This window comes from Pseudomonas sp. O230, assembly GCF_045447035.1.
Lineage (GTDB): Bacteria > Pseudomonadota > Gammaproteobacteria > Pseudomonadales > Pseudomonadaceae > Aquipseudomonas.
This window is the reverse complement of record NZ_JBJGXN010000001.1, coordinates 196367-222498: the sequence shown is the minus strand read 5'-3', so window position 1 is coordinate 222498 and position 26132 is coordinate 196367. Positions and strand designations below refer to the sequence as shown.

General features: G+C 60.0%; 24 protein-coding genes. 14 read left to right on the top strand and 10 right to left on the bottom strand.

Annotated elements, in window-relative coordinates; translation table 11 throughout:
- Positions 1-125: 125 nt before the first annotated feature.
- From pstA to ACI77H_RS01055, 4 genes are all read right to left on the bottom strand, one after another.
- Complete coding sequence (gene pstA / locus ACI77H_RS01070; protein ID WP_407009969.1) at positions 126-1796, bottom strand: phosphate ABC transporter permease PstA; 1671 nt, start codon at positions 1794-1796, stop codon at positions 126-128.
- A 15-nt stretch (positions 1797-1811) separates the two neighbouring features.
- Positions 1812-4094: an ABC transporter permease subunit gene (locus tag ACI77H_RS01065; protein WP_407009968.1), complete on the bottom strand. Its 2283-nt coding sequence runs from the start codon at positions 4092-4094 to the stop codon at positions 1812-1814.
- A gap of 215 nt (positions 4095-4309) precedes the next feature.
- Positions 4310-5311, bottom strand: a complete 1002-nt coding sequence (locus ACI77H_RS01060) for a phosphate ABC transporter substrate-binding protein PstS family protein (protein WP_407009967.1) — start codon at positions 5309-5311, stop codon at positions 4310-4312.
- Positions 5312-5550: 239 nt separating this feature from the next.
- On the bottom strand, positions 5551-6849 hold the full coding sequence (locus ACI77H_RS01055) for an MFS transporter (RefSeq protein WP_407009966.1): 1299 nt from the start codon (positions 6847-6849) through the stop codon (positions 5551-5553).
- A gap of 359 nt (positions 6850-7208) precedes the next feature.
- Between ACI77H_RS01055 and ACI77H_RS01050 the strand changes: the two genes are divergently transcribed.
- Together ACI77H_RS01050 and ACI77H_RS01045 are read left to right on the top strand one after the other, a co-directional pair.
- Positions 7209-7613 (top strand): acyl-CoA thioesterase, encoded by a 405-nt coding sequence (locus ACI77H_RS01050; RefSeq protein ID WP_007896491.1) that lies wholly within the window; start codon positions 7209-7211, stop codon positions 7611-7613.
- A gap of 57 nt (positions 7614-7670) precedes the next feature.
- Positions 7671-8570, top strand: a complete 900-nt coding sequence (locus ACI77H_RS01045) for a D-hexose-6-phosphate mutarotase (RefSeq protein ID WP_407009965.1) — start codon at positions 7671-7673, stop codon at positions 8568-8570.
- Positions 8571-8645: 75 nt separating this feature from the next.
- Here the strand turns inward: ACI77H_RS01045 and ACI77H_RS01040 are convergent, their stop codons facing one another.
- The 4 genes from ACI77H_RS01040 to purE all read right to left on the bottom strand — a co-directional run bounded on the left by ACI77H_RS01040 (position 8646) and on the right by purE (position 11212).
- Positions 8646-9182 (bottom strand): DUF3299 domain-containing protein, encoded by a 537-nt coding sequence (locus tag ACI77H_RS01040; protein ID WP_407009964.1) that lies wholly within the window; start codon positions 9180-9182, stop codon positions 8646-8648.
- 88 nt (positions 9183-9270) lie between these two features.
- Entirely contained in the window at positions 9271-9516 is a 246-nt protein-coding gene (locus ACI77H_RS01035) for a GlsB/YeaQ/YmgE family stress response membrane protein (protein WP_084317707.1), read from the bottom strand.
- Positions 9517-9626: 110 nt separating this feature from the next.
- A complete protein-coding gene (locus tag ACI77H_RS01030; protein ID WP_407009963.1) occupies positions 9627-10709 on the bottom strand; it encodes a 5-(carboxyamino)imidazole ribonucleotide synthase in 1083 nt (360 codons plus the stop codon).
- 11 nt (positions 10710-10720) lie between these two features.
- Complete coding sequence (gene purE, locus ACI77H_RS01025) at positions 10721-11212, bottom strand: 5-(carboxyamino)imidazole ribonucleotide mutase (protein ID WP_150638213.1); 492 nt, start codon at positions 11210-11212, stop codon at positions 10721-10723.
- Positions 11213-11663: 451 nt separating this feature from the next.
- Between purE and ACI77H_RS01020 the strand changes: the two genes are divergently transcribed.
- Complete coding sequence (locus ACI77H_RS01020; RefSeq protein WP_407009962.1) at positions 11664-12338, top strand: hypothetical protein; 675 nt, start codon at positions 11664-11666, stop codon at positions 12336-12338.
- A 56-nt stretch (positions 12339-12394) separates the two neighbouring features.
- Positions 12395-12988, top strand: coding sequence for a hypothetical protein (locus ACI77H_RS01015; protein ID WP_407009961.1), 594 nt, complete (start codon positions 12395-12397; stop codon positions 12986-12988).
- 56 nt (positions 12989-13044) lie between these two features.
- Here ACI77H_RS01015 and ACI77H_RS01010 read toward each other — a convergent pair whose 3' ends face one another.
- On the bottom strand, positions 13045-13956 hold the full coding sequence (locus tag ACI77H_RS01010; protein WP_150634555.1) for a LysR substrate-binding domain-containing protein: 912 nt from the start codon (positions 13954-13956) through the stop codon (positions 13045-13047).
- A gap of 180 nt (positions 13957-14136) precedes the next feature.
- On the opposite strand from ACI77H_RS01010, the gene aspA reads away from it, so the two are divergent.
- The 7 genes from aspA to ACI77H_RS00975 all read left to right on the top strand — a co-directional run bounded on the left by aspA (position 14137) and on the right by ACI77H_RS00975 (position 22536).
- Positions 14137-15561: an aspartate ammonia-lyase gene (gene aspA / locus ACI77H_RS01005; RefSeq protein ID WP_407009960.1), complete on the top strand. Its 1425-nt coding sequence runs from the start codon at positions 14137-14139 to the stop codon at positions 15559-15561.
- A 531-nt stretch (positions 15562-16092) separates the two neighbouring features.
- Positions 16093-17544, top strand: a complete 1452-nt coding sequence (locus ACI77H_RS01000; RefSeq protein WP_407009959.1) for an alanine/glycine:cation symporter family protein — start codon at positions 16093-16095, stop codon at positions 17542-17544.
- A gap of 100 nt (positions 17545-17644) precedes the next feature.
- A complete protein-coding gene (locus ACI77H_RS00995) occupies positions 17645-18649 on the top strand; it encodes an asparaginase (RefSeq protein ID WP_407009958.1) in 1005 nt (334 codons plus the stop codon).
- A 159-nt stretch (positions 18650-18808) separates the two neighbouring features.
- Positions 18809-19804, top strand: coding sequence for an AraC family transcriptional regulator (locus tag ACI77H_RS00990; protein WP_407009957.1), 996 nt, complete (start codon positions 18809-18811; stop codon positions 19802-19804).
- Positions 19805-20069: 265 nt separating this feature from the next.
- Positions 20070-21101, top strand: coding sequence for a histone deacetylase family protein (locus ACI77H_RS00985; protein WP_407009956.1), 1032 nt, complete (start codon positions 20070-20072; stop codon positions 21099-21101).
- 13 nt (positions 21102-21114) lie between these two features.
- A complete protein-coding gene (locus tag ACI77H_RS00980; protein WP_407009955.1) occupies positions 21115-22215 on the top strand; it encodes a polyamine ABC transporter substrate-binding protein in 1101 nt (366 codons plus the stop codon).
- A gap of 153 nt (positions 22216-22368) precedes the next feature.
- Positions 22369-22536 carry a hypothetical protein gene (locus ACI77H_RS00975; RefSeq protein WP_407009954.1) on the top strand — a complete coding sequence of 56 codons (168 nt, stop codon included), beginning with the start codon at positions 22369-22371 and terminating at the stop codon, positions 22534-22536.
- A gap of 119 nt (positions 22537-22655) precedes the next feature.
- Here ACI77H_RS00975 and ACI77H_RS00970 read toward each other — a convergent pair whose 3' ends face one another.
- A complete protein-coding gene (locus ACI77H_RS00970) occupies positions 22656-24206 on the bottom strand; it encodes a PLP-dependent aminotransferase family protein (RefSeq protein WP_407009953.1) in 1551 nt (516 codons plus the stop codon).
- 90 nt (positions 24207-24296) lie between these two features.
- Here ACI77H_RS00970 and ACI77H_RS00965 point away from each other — a divergent pair, with 90 nt between their 5' ends.
- From ACI77H_RS00965 to ACI77H_RS00955, 3 genes are read left to right on the top strand one after another with little or no spacing between them, the layout of a single operon-like run.
- Positions 24297-24920 (top strand): FMN-binding negative transcriptional regulator, encoded by a 624-nt coding sequence (locus ACI77H_RS00965; RefSeq protein ID WP_407009952.1) that lies wholly within the window; start codon positions 24297-24299, stop codon positions 24918-24920.
- Positions 24921-24929: 9 nt separating this feature from the next.
- A complete protein-coding gene (locus ACI77H_RS00960) occupies positions 24930-25376 on the top strand; it encodes a GNAT family N-acetyltransferase (protein ID WP_407009951.1) in 447 nt (148 codons plus the stop codon).
- Positions 25377-25393: 17 nt separating this feature from the next.
- Positions 25394-26065: a GNAT family N-acetyltransferase gene (locus ACI77H_RS00955; RefSeq protein WP_407009950.1), complete on the top strand. Its 672-nt coding sequence runs from the start codon at positions 25394-25396 to the stop codon at positions 26063-26065.
- Positions 26066-26132: the final 67 nt, after the last annotated feature.

The window sequence follows — 26132 nt, the reverse complement described above, 5'->3', positions numbered from 1 at the left end:
TACTCAAATTCTGTGTCTGTCGCGGTCCCTGTGGGAGCTGGCTTGCCAGCGATGCAGGCGATGCGGTGTTTCAATAACACCGCGGTGATGCCATCGCTGGCAAGCCAGCTCCCACAGGACTTGTATTAGCTGTCGAGTGCTTTGTATTTTTCGCGCAGATGGTTCCGGATATAAACGGCCGACAGGTTCAATGTCGCGATCACCAGTACCAGCAGCAGCGCCGTGGCGTACACCAGCGGTCGTGCGGCTTCGACGTTCGGGCTCTGGAAGCCGACGTCATAAATATGGAAGCCCAAGTGCATGATCTTCTGGTCAAGGTGCAGGTACGGGTAGTTGCCGTCCAGCGGCAGCGACGGCGCCAGCTTCACCACACCCACCAGCATCAGCGGCGCCACTTCACCGGCGGCGCGCGCCACGGCGAGGATCATGCCGGTCATCATCGCCGGGCTGGCCATTGGCAGCACGATCTTCCACAAGGTTTCAGCCTTGGTTGCGCCGAGGGCCAACGAGCCTTCACGCACGGTGCGAGGAATCCGCGCCAGGCCTTCTTCGGTGGCCACGATCACCACTGGCACCGCCAGCAGCGCCAGGGTCAACGACGCCCAGAGCAGACCCGGCGTACCGAAGGTCGGCGCCGGCAGCGCTTCCGGGAAGAACAAGCGGTCGACCGAGCCACCCAGCACGTAAACGAAGAAGCCCAGACCGAACACGCCGTAAACGATGGCCGGAACGCCCGCCAGGTTGTTCACGGCGATGCGGATAATCCGCGTCAGTGCGTTCTGCTTGGCGTACTCACGCAGGTAAACCGCCGCCAGGACACCGAACGGGGTCACGATCATCGCCATGATCAGGGTCATCATCACGGTGCCGAAAATCGCCGGGAAAATCCCGCCTTCGGTGTTCGCTTCACGCGGGTCGTCGCTGAGGAATTCCCAGACCTTGCTGAAGTAGAAACCGATCTTGGTCATCGTGCCCATGGCGTTCGGCTGATAGGCGTGAACCACTTTGCCGATGCCGATTTCAAGCTCTTTGCCGTTGGCATCGCGGGCCGTCAGGCTGTCGCGGTTGAACTGGGCGTGCAGGTCGTTCAGGCGCGCTTCAATGTCCTGATACCGTGCGTTCAGCTCGGCGCGCTCGGATTCCATGTCCGCTTGCGCGGTGGCATCGAGCTTGCCCGCCAGTTCCAGTTTGCGACCGTGCAGACGGATGCGCTCGAGGCCGGAGTTGATTGCGCCGATGTCGACCTTTTCCAGGGTCTTGAGCTGGGCCGCGAGCTTGTTCACGCGATCCACTCGTGCCTGCAACTCAGGCCACGCCGCTTCACCTTCGGCGATGACCTTGCCGTCCTGTTTGACGTTGACCAGGTAGCCGTAGAAATTGCCCCACTCGCGACGCTCAATGGCCATCAGCTCAGGCGGGGTTTTCTGATTAGTCAGCCACTCGCCGACGATCCAGGTGAAGTCGTTGCCGTTCAAATCACGGTTGCCGACCTTGATCAGCTCGCGGGTCATGAACTCCGGGCCCTGATCGGGCACAGGCAGGCCAGCGCTTTTCAGGCGCTCGCGCGGCACTTCTTCTTTCTGCACCACTTCGCCGATGACCAGGTGATTGGCCTGGCCCGGTACGTCGTAGCTGGCATGAATCAGTTCCGCCGGCCAGAAGTGACCCAGACCGCGCACGGCAATTACCGCGAGCAGGCCAATGGTCATGATGACCGCGATGGACACCGCGCCACCGCTGATCCAGACGCCGGGGGCGCCGCTCTTGAACCATCCATTCAGGGAGTTCTGTTTCACAGACTTCTACCTTTCTTAAAGCGACGAGTATTTCTTGCGCAGACGCTGACGAATCAGTTCTGCGAGGGTGTTCATGACGAAGGTAAACAACAGCAACACCAGCGCCGAGAGGAACAGCACGCGGTAGTGGCTGCCGCCAACTTCCGATTCGGGCATTTCCACCGCAACGTTGGCGGCCAGCGTTCGCAGACCTTCGAACAGGTTCATTTCCATGACCGGGGTGTTACCGGTGGCCATCAGCACGATCATGGTTTCACCGACCGCACGGCCCATGCCGATCATCAACGCCGAGAAGATGCCCGGGCTGGCGGTGAGGATCACCACCCGCGTCATGGTCTGCCACGGCGTGGCACCGAGGGCCAGGGAACCGAGGGTCAGGCCGCGAGGCACGCTGAACACGGCGTCTTCGGCAATGGAGTAGATGTTCGGGATGACTGCGAAGCCCATGGCCAGGCCGACCACCAGTGCGTTGCGCTGGTCGTAGGTGATGCCCAGGTCGTGGGAGATCCACATGCGCATGTCGCCGCCGAAGAACCAGGTTTCCATGTACGGGCTCATGTACAGCGAGAGCCAGCCCACGAACAGGATCACCGGAATCAGAATCGCGCTTTCCCAACCATCCGGCACTCGCAGGCGGATCGATTCAGGCAGGCGGCTGAAGACGAAGCCGGCCACCAGGATGCCAATCGGCAGCAGCATCAGCAGGCTGAAAATGCCCGGTAAATGCCCTTCTACATAAGGTGCGAGGAACAGGCCGGCGAAGAAACCGAGGATCACCGTCGGCATCGCTTCCATCAGCTCGATCACCGGTTTGACCTTGCGGCGCATGCCTGGGGCCATGAAGTACGCGGTGTAGATCGCCGCAGCAACGGCCAGTGGAGCGGCCAGCAGCATGGCGTAGAACGCGGCTTTCAGGGTGCCGAAGGTCAGCGGAGACAAGCTCAGCTTCGGTTCGAAATCGGTGTTGGCGGCGGTCGATTGCCAGACGTATTTAGGCTCGTCGTAGTTCTCGTACCAGACCTTGCTCCACAGCGCACTCCAGGACACCTCCGGGTGCGGGTTGTCGAGCAGCAGCGGTTGAATCTTGCCGCCCGCTTCGACGATCACGCGGTTGGCCCGTGGCGAGAGTCCGAAGATGCCCTGGCCTTCTACGACCTGATCCACCAGCAAGGTGCGGTGCGCGGTGCTGTGGAACACGCCGAGCTTGCCGGAAGCGTCGAGGGCGATGAAGCCTTTGCGACGTTCTTCGGCAGTGATTTCAACGATCGGCGTGGTGCCCATCTGGAAGGTGCGGATCTGCTTCAAGCGCAGTTCGCCGTCCGGGTCGCGAGCCATGAACCACTGGGCCAGGCCACCCTTGGAGTCGCCCAGGATCAGCGAGATACCGCCCACCAGTTGGGTACTGGCGGTAATCTCGGCATCGCCGTTTTCGAGCAGTTTGTAGCGACCGTTCAAGCTCTTGTCGCGCAGGCTGAACACGTCAGCTTGCGCACGACCGTTGATCACGTACAGCCATTGCTGACGCGGGTCGACGAAGATGTTCTTCACCGGCTCGGTCATTTGCGGCAGATCGATGCGTTTCTGCTCGCTGGTGATTTCGCCGGTCATCATGTTTTCTTCGCTGGTCAGCGACAGCACATTGAGTTGCGAACCGGTGGAACCGACCAGCATCAGGGTCGAATCAGTAGCGTTGAGGCTGACGTGCTCCAGCGCACCGCCCGCCTCGTTCAGCGCGATCGGAGTTTCGCCGTACGGGTATTCAACGGCTGGCGAGATGGTTTTCTTGCCGTCCGGGTAGCTGACTTTATAGGTGTGACGGAATACCAAAGCCTGGCCATTGGAGAAGCCCACAGCGACCAGTGGATGACCGGGCTGGTCTTCGCCGATGGACGTTACGCTGGCCCCGGCCGGAACCGGCAGATCGACGCGCCTGAGTTCGGCGCCACTGTCGATGTCGAAGAACAGCGCCTGCCCTTTGTCGGAAACGCGCATGGCGACCTGGTTCTGCTCTTCCAGGGAGATCATCAACGGCTTGCCGGCGTCTTGCATCCAGGCAGGCGTGATGGCGTCCTTGGCGGTGAGGTCGGCCCCCTGGAACAGGGGCAAGACGACGTAGGCGAGGAAGAAGAAGATCAGCGTGATCGCGCCGAGAACGGCGAGGCCGCCAACGAGGACGTACCAGCGGGTCAGGCGATCCTTGAGCGCGCGGATACGGCGCTTGCGTTGCAACTCAGGCGTATTGAAATCAATTCGCTTGGGGGGATTTGTAGTCATGGTGGAATTGGCCAGATCAGTCATGCGCACACCCTAGCGATCCTGTATGACAGAAAGATGACAATGCAGTGACGCGACAAATCCGCCGCCAGCGCTAACTGGCAGTGGATAGGAAATTTGGGGGTGTAGAAGCCGGCTTGCTGGCGATGGCATCACCGCGGTGAACCTGTCAGACCGAGTCGACAGGATCGCCAGCAAGCCGGCTCCTACAGGTCCGGGTTTACCCCGGACCTAGGGTTTTACTTTTTTGCGACTTCAGCGCCGCCTTCCGCAAGACCCAGGTCAGCCAGTGCTTTTGCAGCAACCTTGGCCGGCAGTGGGATGTAGCCGTCTTTCACTACAACTTCCTGGCCCTGTTTGGACAGAACCAGCTTCACGAACTCGGCTTCCAGCGGGGCCAGAGGCTTGTTCGGCGCTTTGTTGACGTAAACGTAGAGGAAGCGCGACAGCGGGTACTTGCCGTTCAGGGCGTTCTCTTCGGTGTCTTCGATGAAGTCAGTGCTGCCTTTCTTGGCCAGGGCAACAGTCTTCACGCTAGCGGTTTTGTAGCCGATACCCGAGTAACCAACGCCGTTCAGCGAGGAGCTGATCGACTGCACGACCGAAGCCGAACCTGGTTGCTCGTTGACGTTTGGCTTGTAGTCGCCTTTGCACAGGGCTTCTTCTTTGAAGTAGCCGTAGGTGCCGGATACCGAGTTACGACCGAACAGTTGAACCGGCTTGGTGGCCAGGTCGCCGGTCACACCCAGGTCGCCCCAGGTTTTCACGTCGGTTTTAGCGCCACACAGACGAGTGGACGAGAAGATCGCGTCGACTTGTTCCATGGTCAGGTGCTGGATCGGGTTGTCTTTGTGAACGAAGACAGCCAGGGCGTCCACGGCAACCGGGATTGCGGTTGGCTTGTAGCCGTACTTCTGCTCGAAGGCAGCCAGTTCGGTGTCCTTCATCTTGCGGCTCATCGGACCCAGGTTAGCGGTGCCTTCAGTCAGCGCAGGTGGCGCAGTGGCGGAGCCAGCGGCCTGAATCTGGATGTTTACGTTCGGGTATTCTTTTTTGTAGTTCTCAGCCCACAGGGTCATGAGGTTGGCCAGGGTATCGGAGCCGACGCTGGACAGGTTGCCCGACACACCAGTGGTCTTGGTGTAGCTCGGGATCGACGGGTCAACAGCGGCAACCGCGTTGGCAGTCGCAACGCCAGCAGCGACAAAAGTCATTGCCGCCATCAAACGCTTCAGTTTCATGCCTTACTCCTAGCAGATAGGGTGTGTTATTCGGGGCCAAGTATCAGCAGGCCGTGTGAACACTCTATGGCTGAAATATGACAATTGGATGAAAGGCCAGCATTTGGCTTTTTACAGGATAATTCGCGGCGCGTTCATCGCGGGCAAGCCCGCTCCCACAGGGATTCTGCGCAGAACACAGAACCTGTGGGAGCGGGCTTGCCCGCGATGAGGCCAGTACAGTCGATAAAGAAGTCGGCTTAACGCCCCTTCTTCCAGAGGTACGCACCCACCAGAATCCCGACACCACAGATGATCGCGACGTAATACGCCGGCCCCATCGGGCTCTCCTTCAGCAGCAACGTCACCACCATCGGCGTCAGGCCACCGAAAATCGCATAGGCCAGGTTGTAGGAGAACGACAGCCCGCTGAAGCGCACCACCGCCGGGAAGGCTTTGACCATCACGTAGGGCACGGCACCGATGGTGCCGACCAGCAAACCGGTCAGGGCGTACATCGGGAACAGCCAGTCCGGGTGGTTGAACAGGCTGTGATAGAAGGTCCACGAGCTGAGCAGCAACGCCGCACTGCCGAACACAAACACCCGGCCCGCGCCAAAGCGGTCGGCCAGCGCACCGGAAGCCACACACCCCAGGCTCAGGAACACAATCGCCAGGCTATTGGCCTGCAACGCGGTGGTCGGCGCAAAGTGGTAGACCGTCTGCAGCACGGTCGGGGTCATCAGGATGACCACGATGATGCCCGCGGACAGCAACCAGGTCAGCAGCATGGAAATCAGAATCGCCCCGCGATGGTCGCGCAACACAGCGCGCAGCGGCACTTCTTCGGCCAGCGCCTTGCGCAGTTGCAGCTCGGCGAACACCGGCGTCTCGTGCAACCAGCGGCGCAGGTAAACCGAGAACAGGCCAAATACGCCACCGAGCAGGAACGGGATCCGCCAGGCGTAATCCGCCACTTCCACCGGCGTGTAAAGGCTGTTGATCGCCGTGGCAACCAGCGAACCCAGGAGGATGCCAGCCGTCAGACCGCTGGTCAGGGTGCCGCAGGCGTAGCCGATGTGCCGCTGCGGCACGTGTTCGGAAACGAAGACCCACGCGCCAGGCACTTCACCACCAATCGCCGCGCCTTGAATCACCCGCATCAGCAGCAACAGGATCGGCGCCCACATGCCGATCTGCGCGTACGTCGGCAGCAAACCCATGATCAGGGTCGGCACCGCCATCATGAAAATACTCAGGGTGAACATCTTCTTGCGACCCAGCAGGTCGCCGAAGTGCGCCATTACAATGCCGCCCAGCGGTCGCGCCAGGTAGCCGGCGGCAAAGATGCCGAAGGTCTGCATCAGGCGCAGCCACTCGGGCATGTCGGCCGGGAAGAACAGCTTGCCGACCACCGTGGCGAAGAACACGAAGATGATGAAGTCGTAGAACTCCAGCGCACCGCCAAGGGCGGACAGCGATAAAGTCTTGTAGTCATTGCGGGTCAACGGACGTGCGGATTGCGTTGGCTGCGCAGTGCTCGAGGGCGCTGTGGTCATGGCAAGGCTTCTCTTATAGTCGGATCTGCAACCCCAGCAACGCTGGCGGAGGCTTGGGCAGGTCCGGCACGATAGCAAATTGTTCGAAAAAGCACATAGAGGTGCGTATTTGACGGTCAAAATGAGAACCGGACGGTCGTCTCGGAGTCTACCGACCGATATACTCGCGATCTTGCAACCGTTCGAAAGGGTTGCTGTGCGAAGACGCTGCTGGCGCGGCCAGTCGATTTCGCAGAGTTTCCCTTTAGGCGCCTTACGAAAAACGTGACGAACGCAGTATGTTCGGGGGAATCGTTTTTTCTGAGACGGCTATTCACCGAAGTACCAATGAAGAGTCACGGGTCAGAGGCACCCCCGGCATGATAGAGCTCGAACAAGAAGATCCAATCCCGCAAGGCGACCTGGCCCTGCAAATTACCGCGCTTCCGCGTGAAACCAATGGTTTCGGCGATATTTTCGGCGGCTGGCTGGTGGCGCAGATGGATTTGGCCGGCACCGCAATGGCCAGCAAAGTCGCTGGCGGGCGCGTGGCGACCGTAGCGATCGACCGCATGGCGTTCCTGGTTCCAGTGGCGGTGGGCGCTCAGCTCTCCTTCTATACCCAGGCCCTGGAAATCGGCCGCAGCTCGATCCAGATGATGGTCGAGGTCTGGAGCGACGATCCGCTGTCCAGCGAGTGGCGCAAAGTGACTGAAGCCGTGTTTGTGTTCGTGGCCATCGACGGCAGCGGTCGCACCCGTTCGGTTCCGCCACGCGCGCGTTAAACGCGGCGCGCGTTTTGCGGTCCATTGCAGTCATTGTTCCTGATCGAGAATTGCCCCATGAGCACGCCCAACGTTGAAGCCGTGAAGCTGGATGAACTGAACTGCTGGCGCATCCGCCACGGTCAGGCCGAATTGCTGGTCGCCCAGCAAGGTGCGCACATTCTCAGTTATCAATTGGCCGGCCAACCGCCGCTGATCTGGCTCAACGACGAGGCCGTGTTCAAGACTGGCAAGAGCATCCGCGCCGGCGTGCCGGTGTGCTGGCCGTGGTTCGGCAACCTTTCGCGCAACCCGCCGAGCGTTCAGGCGATGCGCGTCAGCAACGAACCGCCGAGCGCCCACGGTTTTGTACGGGCAATGGACTGGGAGCTGGGCGGCATCGAAACCGAAGGTGAAAGCCTTAAAGTGGAATTCGTCTTGCCCTACCCCGATGGCGGCTTTGCGGGCTGGCCGCATCAGGTCGATTTGAAGTTGAGCATTCGTCTGGATGAGCACCTGCACATCAGCCTGACCAGCCACAACCAGGGCTCGGAAAAAGTCACGATCAGCCAGGCGCTGCACAGCTATTTCGCCGTCAGCGATGTGCGCAATGTGCATGTTGAAGGGCTGGATGGCTTGAATTACATCGAGACGCTGGATGACTGGAAAACTGTGCCCCAGACCGGTGAGCTGCGTTTTACCGGCGAGACCGATCGCATCTACCTGAACACCCCGGCGAAGCTGAGCATTGTCGATCCGGCCTGGGAACGACGTATCGAGCTGACCAGCAGCGGTTCGCGTTCGGCAGTGATCTGGAACCCGTGGATCGATCGCGCGGCGGCGTTCAGCGACATGGCCGATGATGGCTGGCAGCGGATGCTGTGCATCGAGACGGCGAATGTGATGGATGACGTCGTGACGTTGGCGCCGGGTGCCAGCCATACGCTCGGCGTGAGCATCGCCAGCACTGTGCTGTAAAACTGTAGGAGCCAGCTTGCTGGCGATGGCGCCTCCAAGACCGCTATCGCCAGCAAGCCGGCGCCTACAATGTTTTTACAAATCCGACTCCTTGACCACCCGCACCTTCGCCGCATCCAGCGCATACGCCGCATCAGCCAGATCGTTGTTGACCTTCTCGATCTTCAACGTGCCGGTCACCCACAGCGGCGTGTAGATATCACTCAGCTTCAACCCTTTCGGATAACGCACCAGCACCAACTGGTTAGGCGGTGGTGGCGGCACGTGGATGCAGGCGCCCGGATACGGCACGAGGAAGAACAGCGTGCTGCGGCCCTTGGCGTCGGATTCCAGCGGCACCGGATAACCGCCGATACGGATGTTCTTGTCGTTCATCGACGGCACGGTTTTGGTCGAGTACATCACCGCCGGCAAGCCCTTGCTCTGCTTCATGCCACCCTTTTCGGTAAAGGTGCCATTGGCTTCGGGGGAGTTGTGGTCGATTTCGGGCATGGCTTCGAGGGCTTTCTGGTCCGACTTGGGCATCAGTTCGAGCCAGTCGGTTTCCGGCAATTCGCCGGCATGGGCAAGGCCCGAACCCAGTAGAAGAAGAGTCAACAGAAGACGGCGCATGAAGGTGCTCGGCAAGAGAGAGGACGATATAACGCCGAGCATTCTAGCCCTCCCTGCGTGCGGCGCAGAGAGGGCTTTGTCGCTTGGATCAGTTTCTTTTGATCAAGCCGTAGATCACCAGCAAAATCACGGCGCCAACCAGCGCACCCAGGAAGCCTGCACCCTGGCCAGCCTGATAGAAGCCCAGAGCCTGACCGCCATAAGTGGCCGCCAGCGAACCGCCGATACCGAGCAGGATGGTCATGATCCAGCCCATGCTGTCATCGCCCGGTTTCAGGAACCGGGCCAGCAGGCCGACGATCAAGCCGATAAAGATGGTTCCGATAATTCCCATGGCATTTCCCTCTGATTGGTTGGTTATGCGAAAGACTAGTCAGACTTTCGCATCCTGCCATGAGAGAACGGCGGTCCCTGAATGGTTCCGCCGCTGCCACATGAAACTGTTTATTCGGCGATCAGTGCTTCGACCTTGAGGATCTGTGCCGCCAGCGTCTCGCGATCTGCACAACGCAGGTTGGCGTGACCGACCTTGCGGCCGGTCTTGAACGCCTTGCCGTAGTGGTGCAGATGGCAATCGGCGATGGCCAGGACTTTTTCGGTCTCCGGCACTTTACCGATGAAGTTGAGCATCGCGCTCTCGCCCACCTTGGCCGTCGACCCCAACGGCAGGCCGGCAACGGCCCGCAGGTGGTTTTCGAACTGGCTGCACTCGGCGCCTTCAGTGGTCCAGTGCCCGGAGTTGTGCACGCGCGGGGCGATTTCGTTGGCCTTGAGGCCACCGTCGACTTCAAAGAACTCGAACGCCATCACGCCAACGTAGTTCAACTGCTTGAGCACGCGGCTGGAGTAGTCTTCGGCCAGGGCTTGCAGCGGGTGGTCGGTGCTGGCCACGGACAGTTTGAGGATGCCGCTGTCGTGGGTGTTGTGAACCAGCGGGTAGAACCTGGTTTCGCCATCGCGGGCACGCACGGCGATCAGCGACACTTCGCCGGTGAACGGCACGAAGCCTTCCAGCAGGCAGGCGACGCTGCCCAGTTCAGCGAAGGTGCCGACCACGTCTTCAGCGCTGCGCAGGACTTTCTGGCCCTTGCCGTCGTAACCCAGGGTGCGGGTTTTCAACACGGCCGGCAGACCGATGGAAGCCACGGCGGCATCCAGATCGGCTTGCGACTGGATGTCGGCGAACGCCGGGGTGGGAATCCCCAGGTCCTTGAACATGCTCTTCTCGAACCAGCGATCGCGAGCGATGCGCAGGGCTTCGGCGCTCGGGTAGACCGGGACGAATTGCGACAGGAACGCCACGGTTTCAGCCGGGACGCTTTCGAACTCGAAGGTCACCAGATCGACTTCATCGGCGAGCTGACGCAGGTGATCCTGGTCGCCGTAATCGGCCCGCAGGTGTTCGCCCAATGCGGCTGCGCAAGCATCCGGCGCGGGGTCCAGGAAAGCGAAGTTCATACCCAGCGGGGTGCCCGCCAGCGCCAACATGCGACCCAACTGGCCGCCACCGATTACACCGATCTTCATCGTCAACAACCTCAGGCGATGCGTGGGTCTGGATTTTCCAGGACGCTGTCTGTCTGCTCAGCACGGAAAGTCTTCAGCACTTCGTGGAACTGCGGGTGCTTGGCGCCGAGGATGCTCGCCGACAGCAGCGCGGCGTTGATCGCGCCGGCCTTGCCGATGGCCAGGGTGGCAACCGGAATGCCTGCTGGCATTTGCACAATAGACAGCAGCGAATCGACGCCCGAAAGCATCGACGACTGCACCGGCACGCCCAGCACCGGCAGGTGGGTCTTGGCCGCACACATGCCTGGCAAGTGGGCCGCGCCACCGGCACCGGCGATGATCACCTCGATGCCCCGCGACTCGGCCTCTTCGGCGTACTGGAACAGCAGGTCCGGGGTGCGGTGGGCAGAGACCACTTTCACCTCGTAAGGGATGCCGAGCTTTTCCAGCATATCGGCGGTGTGGCTAAGGGTGGACCAATCGGACTTGGAGCCCATGATCACGCCAACCAGTGCACTCATCGTCGTGCCTCTTCTCTCTGGGCGCCCGCAGGCGCGTCAAAAAACAACAAGCCACGCAAAAATGCGTGGCTTGATTGTACGAAAAATGGCCGGACGAACCGGCCGAAGGCCGCGCAGTATACCTCAATGAAGCGGATAAACAGCCCCCGAAACGACCATCTGTCATACGGCACAAAGTACCCGCTTTATTGACCTGAAGGTCAAGAGCACACAACACCCGCCACGGCACTTCAGAGCAATAACCGAATCGATGACCAATGCGCACAAGAAGTGCCACTTATAACCCTCAAACACCAAGTAATAAATAAGGGATACCCACAAGTTTAGATCCCGAAAAAACTCGTGTTATATATCAAACGGCACCAAATTAACGTGCCACCTACTTAATCAATAACCACTTTTAACGCCCTCACTTCATTGACCGAGAGCGATTTCTCCATGAGCCTTAACTATGCACACACTATTAAAAGCACTACTGATACTTGTCACCACCTTGAGCATCAACATCAGTGCCCACGCACTAAATGACAATCAACTCAAAGACGAGCCTTTGAACCCGATCCGGATTTTCGTCATCTTCCACGATGATGTTCCTGAATCGAAAAGAAGTTCAACCTACGTTGATCGCATTCGCCCCTTTGTCATCGAGTTCAAGCGTATCACTGGCCGGCACATCTCAGTGGTCTTCGATCGGAACCGGCCGCCCTATACCAACTTCAACTACCAATCCGATGACCAACAAAAAATGTTTGAACAGTGGAAAAAGCTCGCCTGGGCATACAAGAAAGAACGACATGACAATAATGAGTTCTTGTCTTCGCACAATGACCGGATTCTCTTGATCACCAACGATTACATCAAAGGCAGTCCACTAATGGGCGGCGTGGGTGGGCTCGCGACTCAACCTGGACACGCCGCAATTGCCTCGTTCGAGCAAGGACAGGCCATTGCGCATGAACTCGGGCATACCTTTAATGCACGCCATGAGGACAGTGAAGTTCTTTTTAAAGGGTGGTGGTGTGAAACCTTTATGTTTCCGGAATCGTTCGTGCTTCGCTCTAATTGCTATGTGTTTAGTAAAACAAACGAATACCGTATCAAGGCCTATGTCGACAGCCTCTATTGAAAGTGCCTCAGCTGCCCTCTCTTAACCCAACAAGAAACAACAAAAAGGAACACCGCGTGAAAAACAATAAAACAAATCAAGCCAAAAACCCCATCCTTTTAATGGTCTATATCCACGACGACCTGGATGGGTATGATGAAGGCAAACTTTACGACGACCATTTCGCCTGGCTGAAAACCGAGCTCGAATATATATCCGGTCGAGACGTCACAATCATCTTCAACTCTAAATCCACCTCTCCGGGAATGACCCATTACCACTACAAAAATGAAAGCATTTACGATTCAGGTCAGGGCTGGAAAGCAATGGTTAAAGCGTTTACTTCGAAGGTAGAGGAGACCCGACCTTACGATCCGGACCTCAATAAATTCCTCTTGTTAACTCGCAACCCGATCAACAGCCGCGTTGCCGGCGCTGCGATCGAAAAAGGTCAGAGTGGAATCGCTTCTATTTTCTACTACATGGCACCCGCACACGAAGTGGGCCATATGTTCGGTGCCACCCATGACGATGCGGACGTGATCTACGACGGCTGGTGGCATGACACGATCATGAAAGCTGACTGGGCGACGACTTTTCGTGGCAATGCCTACCGTTTCAGCGACAAGAACCGAGAGAATATTCGTCACTACCTCAATCAATTCGACTGAAACGCCGCTGAGTCTGACCATCGGGTGCAAGCCATTTGCATGGGCTTGCACCCGACTCAGGAAGCAGGGCTGGCCGCCCCGCCTTCCAGCTTGCGCCACAACAATCGCACGTTGGCCTTGCGCACCAGCGCACAGCGATACAGACGAATCTCCAGCGGCACATGCCATTGCGGGCCGCCGCAAACCACCAGCTCACCGCGCGCCAGTTCGGCGCGCACGCTCAGTTGCGGCACCCAGGCGATGCCCAGGCCTTCCAGCGCCATGCTTTTCAGGCTGTCGGCCATGGCAGTTTCGTAAATGGTGGTGAAGCGCAGCGCCCGCTGACGCAACAGCATATTCACCGAGCGCCCGAGAAACGCTCCGGCGCTGTAGGCCAGCAGCGGCACACTGGCATCGCCTTCCAGGTCGAACAGTGGCTTGCCGTCAGCGTCCGCCGCGCAAACCGGGAGCATTTCGGTGTGGCCCAGGTGCAGGGACGGGAAGATTTCCGGGTCCATCTGCATCGCGGCGTCCGGGTCGTAGAACGCCAACATCAGGTCGCAACCACCTTCGCGCAGCGCATGCACGGCGTCGCCGACGTTGGTTGCCACCAACCGCGTGGCGATGTTCAAACCTTCATTACGCAACTGCGCGATCCAGCGCGGAAAGAAGCCCAAGGCCAAGGAGTGGGCGGCGGCGACCTGCATCACTTCGCCCTGCCCGCCTTCCAGATGGTGCAGGTGGCGCAGCACTTCGCCGAGCTGTTCGACCACGGTCCGCGCAGTCACCAGAAACAATTGCCCCGCCGCCGTCAGCTCGATTGGCGTGCGTGAACGATTGACCAGTTGCAGCCCCAGCGCGGCTTCAAGGCTGCGGATCCGTCGGCTGAACGCCGGCTGAGTCACGAAACGGCGTTCGGCAGCCTGGGAGAAGCTGCGGGTGGCGGCCAGGGCACTGAAGTCCTCAAGCCATTTACTTTCCAGATTCATCACGTCCTCCCGGATACGCACCAAATTAGGTCACACGCTCGCCGCACACACGGCGTCACATGGGCATTATGCCGAATGTGCATAGGCCAGTGTTTAACAGCATTGGCCGAAAATTCTCCACAAGCCTAGCATTTGCAGTGTTCCGGCACAGACCGGGTCCATATCGAGATGATTTCTATCATGTCCTCCGCTGCATCTTTCCGCACAGAAAAAGACCTGCTTGGCGTACTCGAAGTACCGGCTCAAGCGTATTACGGCATCCAGACCCTGCGAGCGGTGAACAACTTCCGTCTCTCCGGCGTCCCGATTTCGCATTACCCGAAGTTGGTTGTCGGCCTCGCCATGGTCAAACAGGCCGCTGCTGACGCCAACCGCGAGCTGGGTCACCTGAGCGAAGCCAAGCACGCTGCCATCAGCGAAGCCTGTGCCCGATTGATCCGCGGCGATTTCCACGAAGAATTCGTGGTGGACATGATTCAGGGCGGCGCTGGTACGTCGACCAACATGAACGCCAACGAAGTCATCGCCAACATCGCGCTGGAGGCCATGGGCCACAGCAAGGGCGAATACCAATACCTGCACCCGAACAACGACGTGAACATGGCGCAGTCGACCAACGACGCCTACCCGACTGCGATCCGCCTGGGTCTGCTGCTGGGTCACGACGCATTGCTGGCCAGCCTCGACAGCCTGATCCAGTCGTTCGCCGCCAAGGGTGAAGAATTCAACCACGTCCTGAAGATGGGCCGTACCCAGCTGCAAGACGCTGTGCCGATGACCCTCGGCCAGGAATTCCGCGCCTTCGCCACTACCTTGAGCGAAGACCTGGCACGCCTGAAAACACTGGCGCCCGAGCTGCTGACTGAAGTGAACCTGGGCGGCACCGCGATCGGCACCGGCATCAACGCCGACCCGCGTTACCAGCACCTGGCCGTTCAGCGCCTGGCATTGATCAGCGGTCAACCGCTGGTTCCAGCCGCCGACCTGATCGAAGCCACCTCCGACATGGGCGCCTTCGTGCTGTTCTCCGGCATGCTCAAGCGCACCGCGGTCAAGCTGTCGAAGATCTGCAACGACTTGCGCCTGCTGTCCAGCGGCCCGCGGACCGGCATCAACGAAATCAACCTGCCGGCACGTCAGCCCGGCAGCTCGATCATGCCCGGCAAGGTCAACCCGGTGATCCCGGAAGCCGTGAACCAGGTAGCGTTCCAGATCATCGGTAACGACCTCGCACTGACCATCGCGGCCGAAGGCGGCCAGTTGCAACTGAACGTGATGGAGCCGCTGATCGCGTTCAAGATCTTCGACTCGATCCGCCTGCTGCAACGCGCCATGGACATGCTGCGCGAGCACTGCATCGTCGGCATCACCGCCAACGAAGCGCGCTGCCGCGAACTGGTCGAGCATTCGATCGGCCTAGTCACCGCGCTGAACCCGTACATCGGCTATGAAAACGCCACCCGCATCGCCCGTATCGCCCTCGAAAGCGGCCGCGGCGTGCTGGAACTGGTGCGCGAAGAAGGCTTGCTCGACGAAGAAATGCTCGCCGACATCCTGCGCCCGGAAAACATGATTGCTCCGCGTCTGGTTCCGCTTAAAGCCTGATCCGACGCGTTACTTGTAGCACCGCTCACCAGGTCGAGGGACTAGACACCTCTCACCTTTTGAGGGCTTGAGGATTTATTCCCCAGGCCCTTTTTTTTAACTTTTTGGCAGCCAATCAGAATGCTTGGGAGCTGAGAAATATGGGAGCGGGCTTGCTCGCGAAGGCATCGGCAGATCCAGCATTAATGTGTCTGACGCACCGCCTTCGCGAGCAAGCCCGCTCCCACAAAAAGCAGCTCCCACATGAACCGGACCTCGAAAGGGTCAGGTGTTTCAAAGCTTCGTTTCACCGAATGCACCACAACCGTGCAGACGGGCGCTGCACTGATAGGTATAGTGCCGCCCCTCTTCGCGTGAGCGGTCGTCGGTAACGAGGCCCAAACCCATGCGAAACCCGAACTAATAACAAACCCGCAATATGAAACCGGGACGAACCTTCGCCTCGCCTGTTTTGCCGTGCGCAAACCGGTGTAACGCGATGTTTCCGACCGCCCAGCATTTGCCTACACAAAAAACAGCGAGGAATAATCCATGCTCGAAGTCATTAACGACTTCCTCTCAGGGAAAGTACTGATCGTGCTCATAGTCGGGCTCGGTAGCTACTTCACGATCCGCTCGCGTTTCGTTCAATTGCGTCACTTCTTCCACATGTTCGCGGTGTTCCGCGACAGCCTCAAAAGCAGCGCCGGCCAACTCAGCTCGTTCCAGGCCCTGATGCTCAGCCTTGCCGGCCGCGTTGGTGCTGGCAACATCGCCGGTGTCGGCATCGCCGTGACACTCGGTGGCCCAGGCGCGGTGTTCTGGATGTGGGTGACCGCGCTGGTCGGCATGTCCAGCAGCTTCTTCGAGTGCTCCCTCGGCCAGCTCTACAAGCGCTGCGATTCCGACGGCACCTACCGTGGCGGCCCGTCCTATTACATCCAGCACGGCCTGCAGAAACGCTGGTTGGGCATGATCATGGCGTTCCTGTTGCTGGTGACCTTCGGGTTTGCCTTCAACGGCCTGCAATCCCACGCCGTGACGCACTCGCTGAACAACGCGTTCGGTTTCGATACCACCTGGACCGGTCTGGCCCTGGCGGTGTTGCTGGGCCTGGTGTTCATCGGCGGGATCAAGCGCATCGCCAAGGTCGCTGACCTGTTGGTGCCAGTGAAAACCCTGGTGTACATCGGCGTGACCATCTACGTGATCGTGCTGCAATTCGACCACGTACCGGCGATGCTGATGACCATCGTCAAAAGCGCCTTCGGTCTCGACCAGGCCTTCGGCGGCCTGATCGGCAGCGCCATTGTCATGGGCGTGAAGCGTGGCGTGTTCGCCAACGAAGCGGGCCTGGGCAGTGCGCCAAACGTGGCCGCAGTGGCTTCGGTCGAGCACCCGGTTGCTCAGGGCGTGGTTCAGGCGTTCAGCGTGTTCCTCGATACGTTCGTGATCTGCACCTGCACCGCGTTGCTGATCCTGCTCTCGGGCTTCTACACCCCGGGCTTCGAAGGCGACGGCATTGCCCTGACCCAGAACTCGCTCGCCGCCGTCGTGGGCGACTGGGGCCGGATGTTCATCTCCGTGGCACTGGCGCTGTTCGTGTTCACCTCGATTCTCTACAACTACTACCTGGGCGAGAGCAACCTGCGCTTCCTGATCGGTGAAAACCGCAAGGCGCTGATCGGCTACCGCGTGCTGGTACTGGTGTTGATTTTCTGGGGTGCGATCGAGAACCTCGGCACGGTGTTCGCGTTTGCCGACATCACCATGACCCTGCTCGCGTTCGTCAACCTGATCGCGCTGTTCCTGCTGTTCAAGGTCGGCATGCGCATCCTGCGTGACTACGATGACCAGCGCGCTGCCGGGATCAAGACTCCGGTGTTCGATTCGAGCAAGTTCCCGGATCTGGACCTGGACCTGAATGCCTGGCCAGCCAACCCGCCAGCCGCCGCCACCAAGGCAGAAGCTGAAGCGCAAGGCGTACCCGCAGCGCAACGCTGATCGGTAAAAAAACCGGGCGCATCCCCTGTGCCCGGCGTGACACAGCGTGCGGCCGGCGTCATGCTCGGCCGCACGCTGTCATCGTTCTCGGAGAACCCCCATGAATTCCTCGACTTACCCTGCCGCCCAGCACGTCATGGTGCTCTACACCGGCGGCACCATCGGCATGCAAGCCAGTGCGAATGGCTTGGCCCCGGCCTCCGGTTTCGAAGCGCGGATGCGTGAATACCTGCACAGCCAGCCTGAGCGGGTGGTGCCGCAGTGGCGCTTTCGCGAGATGTCACCGCTGATCGACAGCGCCAACATGTCCCCGGCGTATTGGCAGCAACTGCGTGAAGCGGTGGTCGACGCGGTGGATGTACAAGGCTGCGACAGCGTGCTGATCCTGCACGGCACCGACACCCTCGCCTACAGCGCGGCGGCCATGAGCTTTCAACTGCTCGGCCTGCAGGCCCGGGTGTGCTTTACCGGTTCGATGCTGCCGGCCGGCGCGACCGACAGCGATGCCTGGGAAAACCTCGGCGGCGCTTTGGTTGCGTTGGGTCATGGCTTGGCACCGGGCGTTCATCTGTACTTCCACGGCGAACTGCTGGACCCGACCCGTTGCGCGAAAGTCCGCAGCTTCGGTCGGCATCCGTTCAAGCGCCTGGAGCGTCAGGGTGGTGGCGTGAAGGCGACTTCACTGCCCGCCGCGTTGAACTACAACCAGAGCAAGCAGCTGGCGAAAGTCGCTGTGTTGCCGCTGTTCCCCGGCATTGGCGCCGAGCAACTCGATGGCGTGCTGAACAGCGGCATCCAGGGCCTGGTGCTGGAGTGCTACGGCAGCGGCACCGGCCCGAGCGACAACCCCGAGTTTCTCGCCGCGCTTTCGCGGGCGCGGGACAACGGTGTGGTGGTGGTCGCAGTGACGCAGTGCCATGAAGGTGGCGTCGAGCTGGACGTTTACGAGGCCGGCAGCCGGTTGCGCGGCGTCGGTGTGTTGTCCGGTGGCGGCATGACCCGAGAAGCGGCGTTCGGCAAGTTGCACGGGTTGCTGGGTGCGGGTCTCGAAGCGGCTGAAATTCGTCGGTTGGTAGAACTCGACCTCTGCGGCGAACTGAGCTGACACACAAAACCTGTGGGAGCGAGCTTGCTCGCGATGGCGGAATGTCAGTCACATCAATGTTGGATGTGCCGCCGCATCGCGGGCAAGCCCGCTCCCACAGGTTCATCATTGGGCACATAACTTGCTGCGTTCCAGCCATCCCAAGGCTGGAAGCCGCCCATGCTCCACTCGCACCTCACCACCCTCAACGCCGTCTCGTTGGTGCTCAATGCCTTCAAAACCGAAGGCTTGTCCAGCGACGCATTGCTCGCGGGCAGCGGCATCAGCGCAGCGGACCTGAACCGTGCGGACACGCGCATCACCACCAACCAGGAGATGCAAGTCTGCGCCAACGCGGTCGCGCTCAAGCGTGATATCGGCCTGGAGCTGGGTCGGCGCATGCACGTTTCCTGCTACGGGATGCTCGGCTATGCGCTGCTCACCAGTGCCACCTTCGGTGACGCTTTGCGCCTGGCGATACGTTATCCAGCGCTGTTGGGAACACTTTTCGAGCTGAGCCTGGAGGACGACGGCGAACGCATCTGGTTCGTCGCCGCCGACTACCGGGAGAGTCCGGCGATGGCGGTGTTCAATGCCGAGTTCTGTCTGGTGTCATTGAAAGTCATCTGCGACGACCTGCTCGGTCACCCGCTGCCGTTGATCGCCGCACGCTTCGAACATGCTGCTCCGGACTATCAGGCGACCTACGCCGAACACTTCAACTGCCCGCTGCACTTCAACGCGCGAGACAACGCCTTTGCCTTCGACAAGCGCTGGCTCGACCAACCCTTGCCGCTCGCCGATGTCATCACCCATCAGGCCATGGCCGAACGTTGCCGCAAGCAGAACCTCGAGTTCACCGGCCGCCAGGCGTGGCTGGGGCGAATTCGCCAGTTGCTCAGTGCTCAGCTCAACGCGGCGCCGGGCCTCGAAGGCCTGGCCGAACAGATGAATTGCTCGGCACGCACCCTGCGTCGGCACCTCAAGGATCTGGGGTGCAGCTATCAGGAATTGCTGGATGAACTGCGATTCGAGCAGGCCAAGCAAATGCTCTGCGAAGACCAGATGCCGATTTACCGGATCGCCGAAGTGCTGGGTTTCAGCGAGACCGCGAGTTTCCGTCATGCGTTTGTTCGCTGGAGTGGTGTGGCGCCGAGCCAATTCCGCCCGCACTGACACACCCTGTGGGCGGGCTTGCCCGCGAAGGGGCCAGTACCTCCGACACAGCATCATCGGTTGAAATATTGCCTTCGCGGGCAAGCCCGCTCGCACAGGGCCTGCATTTCACGCCCAAGGTCGGTGCACCACCTTGCCAACAAGGGGCGAATTTCGGTCAACTATTTTGGCCATATCGATCCCCTTTTGGCCTTTCCTGCCGTTCTCTGAATCGTCATCCGCCGCAAGACTGTGTTCAACCGAATCAGCCTGCGGAGAACAAGAAATGCTGACGATCTACTCGGATGATCACCACCTGCACCACGGCCGTTGTGAACTGATCGACGGGCAACTCAAGCCCTGCTTCGAAATGCCCTCGCGCGCCGACCATGTGCTGGCACGGGTACAAAACCAGAAGCTCGGCCCGGTAGAAGTGCCGAAGGACTTTGGCCTCGACCCGATCGCGCGCATCCACAGCCGCGACTACCTCGACTTCTTCAAAGGCGCCTGGGCGCGCTGGACCGAATTCAACACCGACGGCGACTTGCTTCCTTACACCTGGCCGGCTCGCACCTTGCGTCGTATCAAGCCCACCAGCCTGCACGGCGAACTGGGTTATTACAGCTTCGACGGCGGCGCGCCGATTACCGCTGGCACTTGGCAAGCGGCGTACAGCGCAGCCCAAGTGGCGCTCACCGCCCAGGCGGAAATCCAACGCGGTGCGCGCAGCGCCTTCGCCCTGTGCCGTCCACCGGGGCATCACGCCGCCAGCGACTTGATGGGCGGCTATTGCTACCTCAACAACGCCGCCATCGCCGCTCAAGCCTTCCTCGATCAGGGCCACCAGAAAGTCGCGATCCTCGACGTCGATTACCACCACGGCAACGGCACACAATCGATTTTCTACGAGCGCAGCGACGTGCTCTTCACCTCGATCCACGGCCATCCGGAAGCCGAATTCCCGTTCTTCCTCGGTTATGAAGACGAGCTGGGCGAAGGCGCAGGTGAAGGCTTCAACTTCAACTACCCTTTGCCGGCCGGCAGCGGCTGGGACAGCTGGAGCGCAGCGCTGGAGCAAGCCTGCAAAGAGATCGAAAAGTACGGCGCCGACATCGTTGTCGTGTCCCTGGGCGTCGATACGTTCAAGGACGATCCGATCTCCCAATTCAAGCTCGACAGCCCGGATTACCTCGCGATGGGCGTACGCATTGCCAAGCTTGGCGTGCCGACCCTGTTCGTGATGGAAGGCGGCTACGCGGTCGAAGAAATCGGCATCAACGCCGTGAACGTTCTCGAAGGTTTTGAAAGCGCTCAATGAGGAAACATCAATAATGAACAGACTCAAGCGTTTTATCGTCCCCGCCCTGTGCGCCACGGTGCTCAGCGGGGCCGTTCACGCCGAAGAGCGAACGTTGCGCGTCTACAACTGGTTCGACTACATCACCCCCAAAGCGCTGGAAGACTTCAAGGCACAGAACACCCAGACCAAACTGGTCTACGACATCTTCGACACCAACGAAGCGCTGGAAGCCAAGTTGCTGACGGGCAACTCCGGGTACGACGTGGTGGTGCCGTCCAACGTGTTCCTCGCCAAGCAGATCGAGGCCGGCGTTTTCCAACCGCTGGACCGTAGCAAACTGCCGAACTGGAACCACCTCGATCCGAAGCTGATGAAGCTGATCGAAGCCAACGATCCGGGCAACAAATTCGGCGTGCCATACATGTACGGGACCATCCTGATCGGCTTCAACCCGGACAAGGTCAAAGCCGCGCTGGGCGCCGACGCCCCGGTGGACAGTTGGGACCTGATCTTCAAGGAAGAGAACATCAGCAAGCTCAAACAGTGCGGCGTCGCCCTGCTCGACTCGCCGTCGGAGATCTTGCCGCTGGCCCTGCAACACCTCGGTCTGGACCCCAACAGCAAGAAGCCGGCGGACTACGAGAAGGCTGAAGCGCTGTTGATGAAAATCCGCCCGTACGTCACGTACTTCCACTCCTCCAAGTACATGGCCGACATCGCCAACGGTGACATCTGCGTCGCCGTGGGTTATTCCGGCAGCTTCTCCCAGGCGGCCAACCGCGCCAAGGAGGCCAAGAACGGCGTGATCGTCGACATGCGCCTGCCGAAAGAAGGCGCGCCGATCTGGTTCGACATGCTCGCCATTCCGAAGGGCGCGAAGAACACCGAGGACGCCTACACCTTCATCAACTACCTGTTGCAACCGCAAGTGATCGCGCCGGTCAGCGACTTCGTCGGCTACCCGAACCCGAACAAGGACGCCACTGAACTGGTCGACCCGGCGATCCGCAACAACCCCAACCTGTATCCGACCGAAACGGCCATGGGCACGCTATACACGCTGCAACCGCTGCCGCGTGATGCCGAACGTGCGCGCACGCGGGCCTGGACCAAAATCAAGTCAGGGACCTGAAGCGCCCCCCTGAAAACCGAAGACCCGCCGTGATGCGGGTCTTTTTTTGTCTGCGACATTTATGTACCGCCAGACACATGGGCACGCCCGATACCGTCCCCTGATCCAGCGCTGCGCAATCAACAGCGGCGCATCCTCAATCAGGAGACGACCATGCCCGAAACCGCTTCCCCGAGTGCAGAAAACACACTGACCCAACTGGTCACCGGCCCCTCGATCAGAGAGGTTGCAGCGACCGCATTGGCGCCTGCACTCAACGCGCTGTATCCGCAGTTGACGATTGATCCAACGCGGCGCATTCGAAGCTCGCAGTGCGAATGACGATCTCCATGCGATCTCGATCTATCGCAGCGAAATCAGCCCACAACTGGCGACTGCACTGTTCTTCGCAAAGGTTTTGCCATCGGCCTCAAAATCGTAAGCCTGGCGTCAGTAACCGCTTAACGCCGCCAGACCTTTTCCAGGCGCCCGAGTGCGGTACTGATGGCCGCCTCGGGCACAGCCGCGAAACCCAGGACCAGCCCCGCACGCTGGTCCACCGGGTGCTGCGAATCCGGCAACCAATAGTTGCTCAGCGGATTGATCTCGACATCGACGCTGGCGGCTTTTTCCACCAGTTCGTACTCGCGGGCCTGTGAGTCGACCGCCACCGTCAGATGCAACCCTGCCGCGACACTCGGCAGGCTGCCGATGCCGGGGATGTTCTGCGGCCAGCCGGCCAACAATGTATTGCGTCGACTCAAGGCGGCACGGCGCATGCGACGGATGTGCCGCTGGAAATGCCCGGCCGCCATGAACTCGGCCATCACCGCTTGGGTGCTGACTTCGGAATGCCGAACGTCCACCGCTCGACGCTGAGAAAACGCCTGCACCAGTGCGGGTGGCAACACCAGATAACCCAGGCGCAATGCCGGGAACGCGACTTTGCCAAAGGTCCCGACGTACAAGACCCGGCCCTGTCGATCGAGTGCCGCCAACGGCGCCAGGGGGGCGCCGCTGTAACGGTATTCGCCATCGTAGTCGTCCTCGACGATCCAGCCCTGGGTGCGCTCGGCCCATGCCAGTAACTCAAGACGCCGCGCCAGACTCATCACCACCCCGGTCGGGTATTGATGCGAAGGCGTGACATAGGCCAGCCGACAATCGCTTAATCCGGCCAGTTCGGTACAGTCGATGCCCTCACTGTCCACCGACACTCCGTGCAATTTCGCGCCGGCCACGGCGAACGCATGACCCGCCGCCCGATACCCTGGATTTTCAATCGCCACTCCGTCGCCCGGCTCCACCAGCAGCTGTGCACAAAGGCTAATCCCCTGCTGCGCGCCGCTGGTGATCACTATTTGCTCAGCCGTGCATTGCATCCCCCGTGAGCTGCGCAAATAAGCGGCGATCAGTCCGCGTAAGCGCGCGTCACCCGCCGGATCGCCATAACACAACTGCTGCAAATCCGGTTTACGCCAGAAAGCCGCATTCAGCTTGGCCCACACCGCGAAGGGAAACAGGTCGAACGCCGGAACGCCCACCCGAAAAGCCCGAGGCGGACCACTGGGCGGCGTGGCCAAATGGTTCTTTTCAACGCGCCCCAGCGCTCCGCTGTGGATAACTTTACTGGATGGAACCACAGGTAAATCCAGCCAATTTGTGGATAAGGCTGTGGGTAACCCTGTTGAAAACCCTGTGGATACTTTTGTGGATAGTTTTTTCGTGGGCAGCGCCGATTGAGGCAATTGCGCGACGTAAGTCCCGTCACCGACACGCCCCTCGATGAAGCCTTCTGCGTAGAGCTGATCGTAGGCCCGGACCACGCTATTGCGGGAAATCGCCAGCGCTGCCGCCAAATCCCGACTGGCCGGCAATCGTGTGCCGCTGGCCAGTCGCCCGTCGAGCACCCGCAGGCGCAAGGCCTGATAGAGCTGACGACTAAGACCCTGACGGCGGTCAAGTTCGATGCCGGCAGGGTTGAATGACAGGGAAAGCGGCGCTTCGCTCATGGCAATGGACCTATGAAATTGGTCGTTAATGGCTCTTACAACAGACCAATAGCCTGCCTAGGATGGGCGCATTCGCCAAGGAATTTTTCCATGTACAACCCCAGCGGCTTTGCCATCAAAGATTTGCATGAACTGCAGCAGCAGATAATCGATACGCGCCTGGCCGTGGTGGTCACCCACGACGAGCAAGGCTTGCAAGCCAGTCATCTACCGCTGCTGCTCAGCCCTGACCAAGGTCCGAATGGCACTCTGTACGGGCACTTCGCCCGAGCCAACCCGCAATGGAAGGCACTGCAAAATGGCGCCGAAGCGTTGGTCATTTTTGCCGGTGCCGACGCCTACGTCAGCCCGGGGTTTTATCCGAGCAAAGCCGAGCACGGCAAAGTCGTACCGACCTGGAACTACGTCGCTGTACACGCCTACGGCACCGCAGAAGTTTTCAGCGATGCCGACCGCCTGCTCAACCTGGTCAGTGCGTTGACCGATCGCCATGAAGCCGGTCGGGCCCAACCGTGGACAGTCGCCGATGCACCCGCCGATTACATCGACGGCATGCTCAAGGCCATCGTCGGGTTTGCCCTGCCGATCCAGCGCCTGGAAGGCAAACGCAAACTCAGCCAGAACCGCAGCGCCGCAGACATCGCCGGCGTGCGCGAGGGGCTCGCCGCCAGCCCCGATGCGCATGATCAGGCCCTCGCCCACTTGATGCGCTAAGGATTGAACATGAGTCAGATTGAAATCCGCCAGGTCACAGCCGACGAACACGCGGCGTGGCTGCCGTTGTGGCAGGCCTACCTGCGCTTCTACAACACCGAATTGCCTGAGGCAGTCACTGCCAGCACGTGGCAACGCTTGCTCGACCCGACCGAACTGACCCATTCGGCCTTGGCGTGGTGCGACGGCAAAGCGGTTGGCATGGTGAACTTCATCTACCATCGGTCGAACTGGAGCATTGAAAACTCCTGCTACCTGCAAGATCTGTTGGTAACCCCAGAAACCCGCGGCACCGGCGTCGGCCGCAAGCTGATCGAGTTTGTCTACGCGACCGCCAAAGCGGATGGTTGCTGCAAGGTCCACTGGTTGACCCACGAGACCAACGCCACCGCGATCCAGCTTTACGAGCGCATCGCCGAACGCCCTGGTTTCATCCAGTTTCGCAAAGCCCTTTAGTGTTCAAGGAGAACGACATGACGACTTCACTCGCGGACTGGAAAGGTGCCCCGGCCCCCTCCGTGCAAACCCTCGAAGGGCGGTTTATTCGCCTGGAAAAACTTGACCCGGCGCGTCACGCCGACGGCTTGTGGAAAGCCCTGCAAGGTCCCGGCGCCGACCCGAAACTCTGGGACTATTTGCCTTACGGCCCTTTCCCCGAGCGCAGCGTTTTCAACGACTGGCTGAACAACCACGCCGCCAATAGCGACCCGTATTTTTTCAGCGTGATCGACCGTGCCAGCGGTGATGTGCAAGGCATTCTCAGCTTGATGTCGATCGTTGCGGCACAAGGTCGCATCGAGATCGGCCACGTCACGTTCGGCGCGCCGATGCAGCGTTCGCCAAAAAGTACCGAAGCGGTGTATCTGCTGGCCAAAGAATCGTTTGCGCTGGGCTACCGGCGTCTGGAGTGGAAGTGCAACAACGGCAACGCCCGCTCCAAGTACGCGGCGGAGCGGTTGGGGTTCAGTTTTGAAGGGGTGTTCCGCCAGCACATGGTGGTCAAGGGGCAGAACCGGGATACCGCGTGGTATTCGATTCTGGATTCGGAGTGGCCGGCGATTGGTGCGGGGTTTGAGCGCTGGTTGAGCGATGAGAATCAGGCGGGGGCCGGGCAGGTGAAAACGTTGGCGCAGTGCCGCGGGTAATTTAGCGGCGCCCTTTCGGACGCCCTCGCGGGCAAGCCCGCTTCCACAGGGTTTTGGGTTGACCACA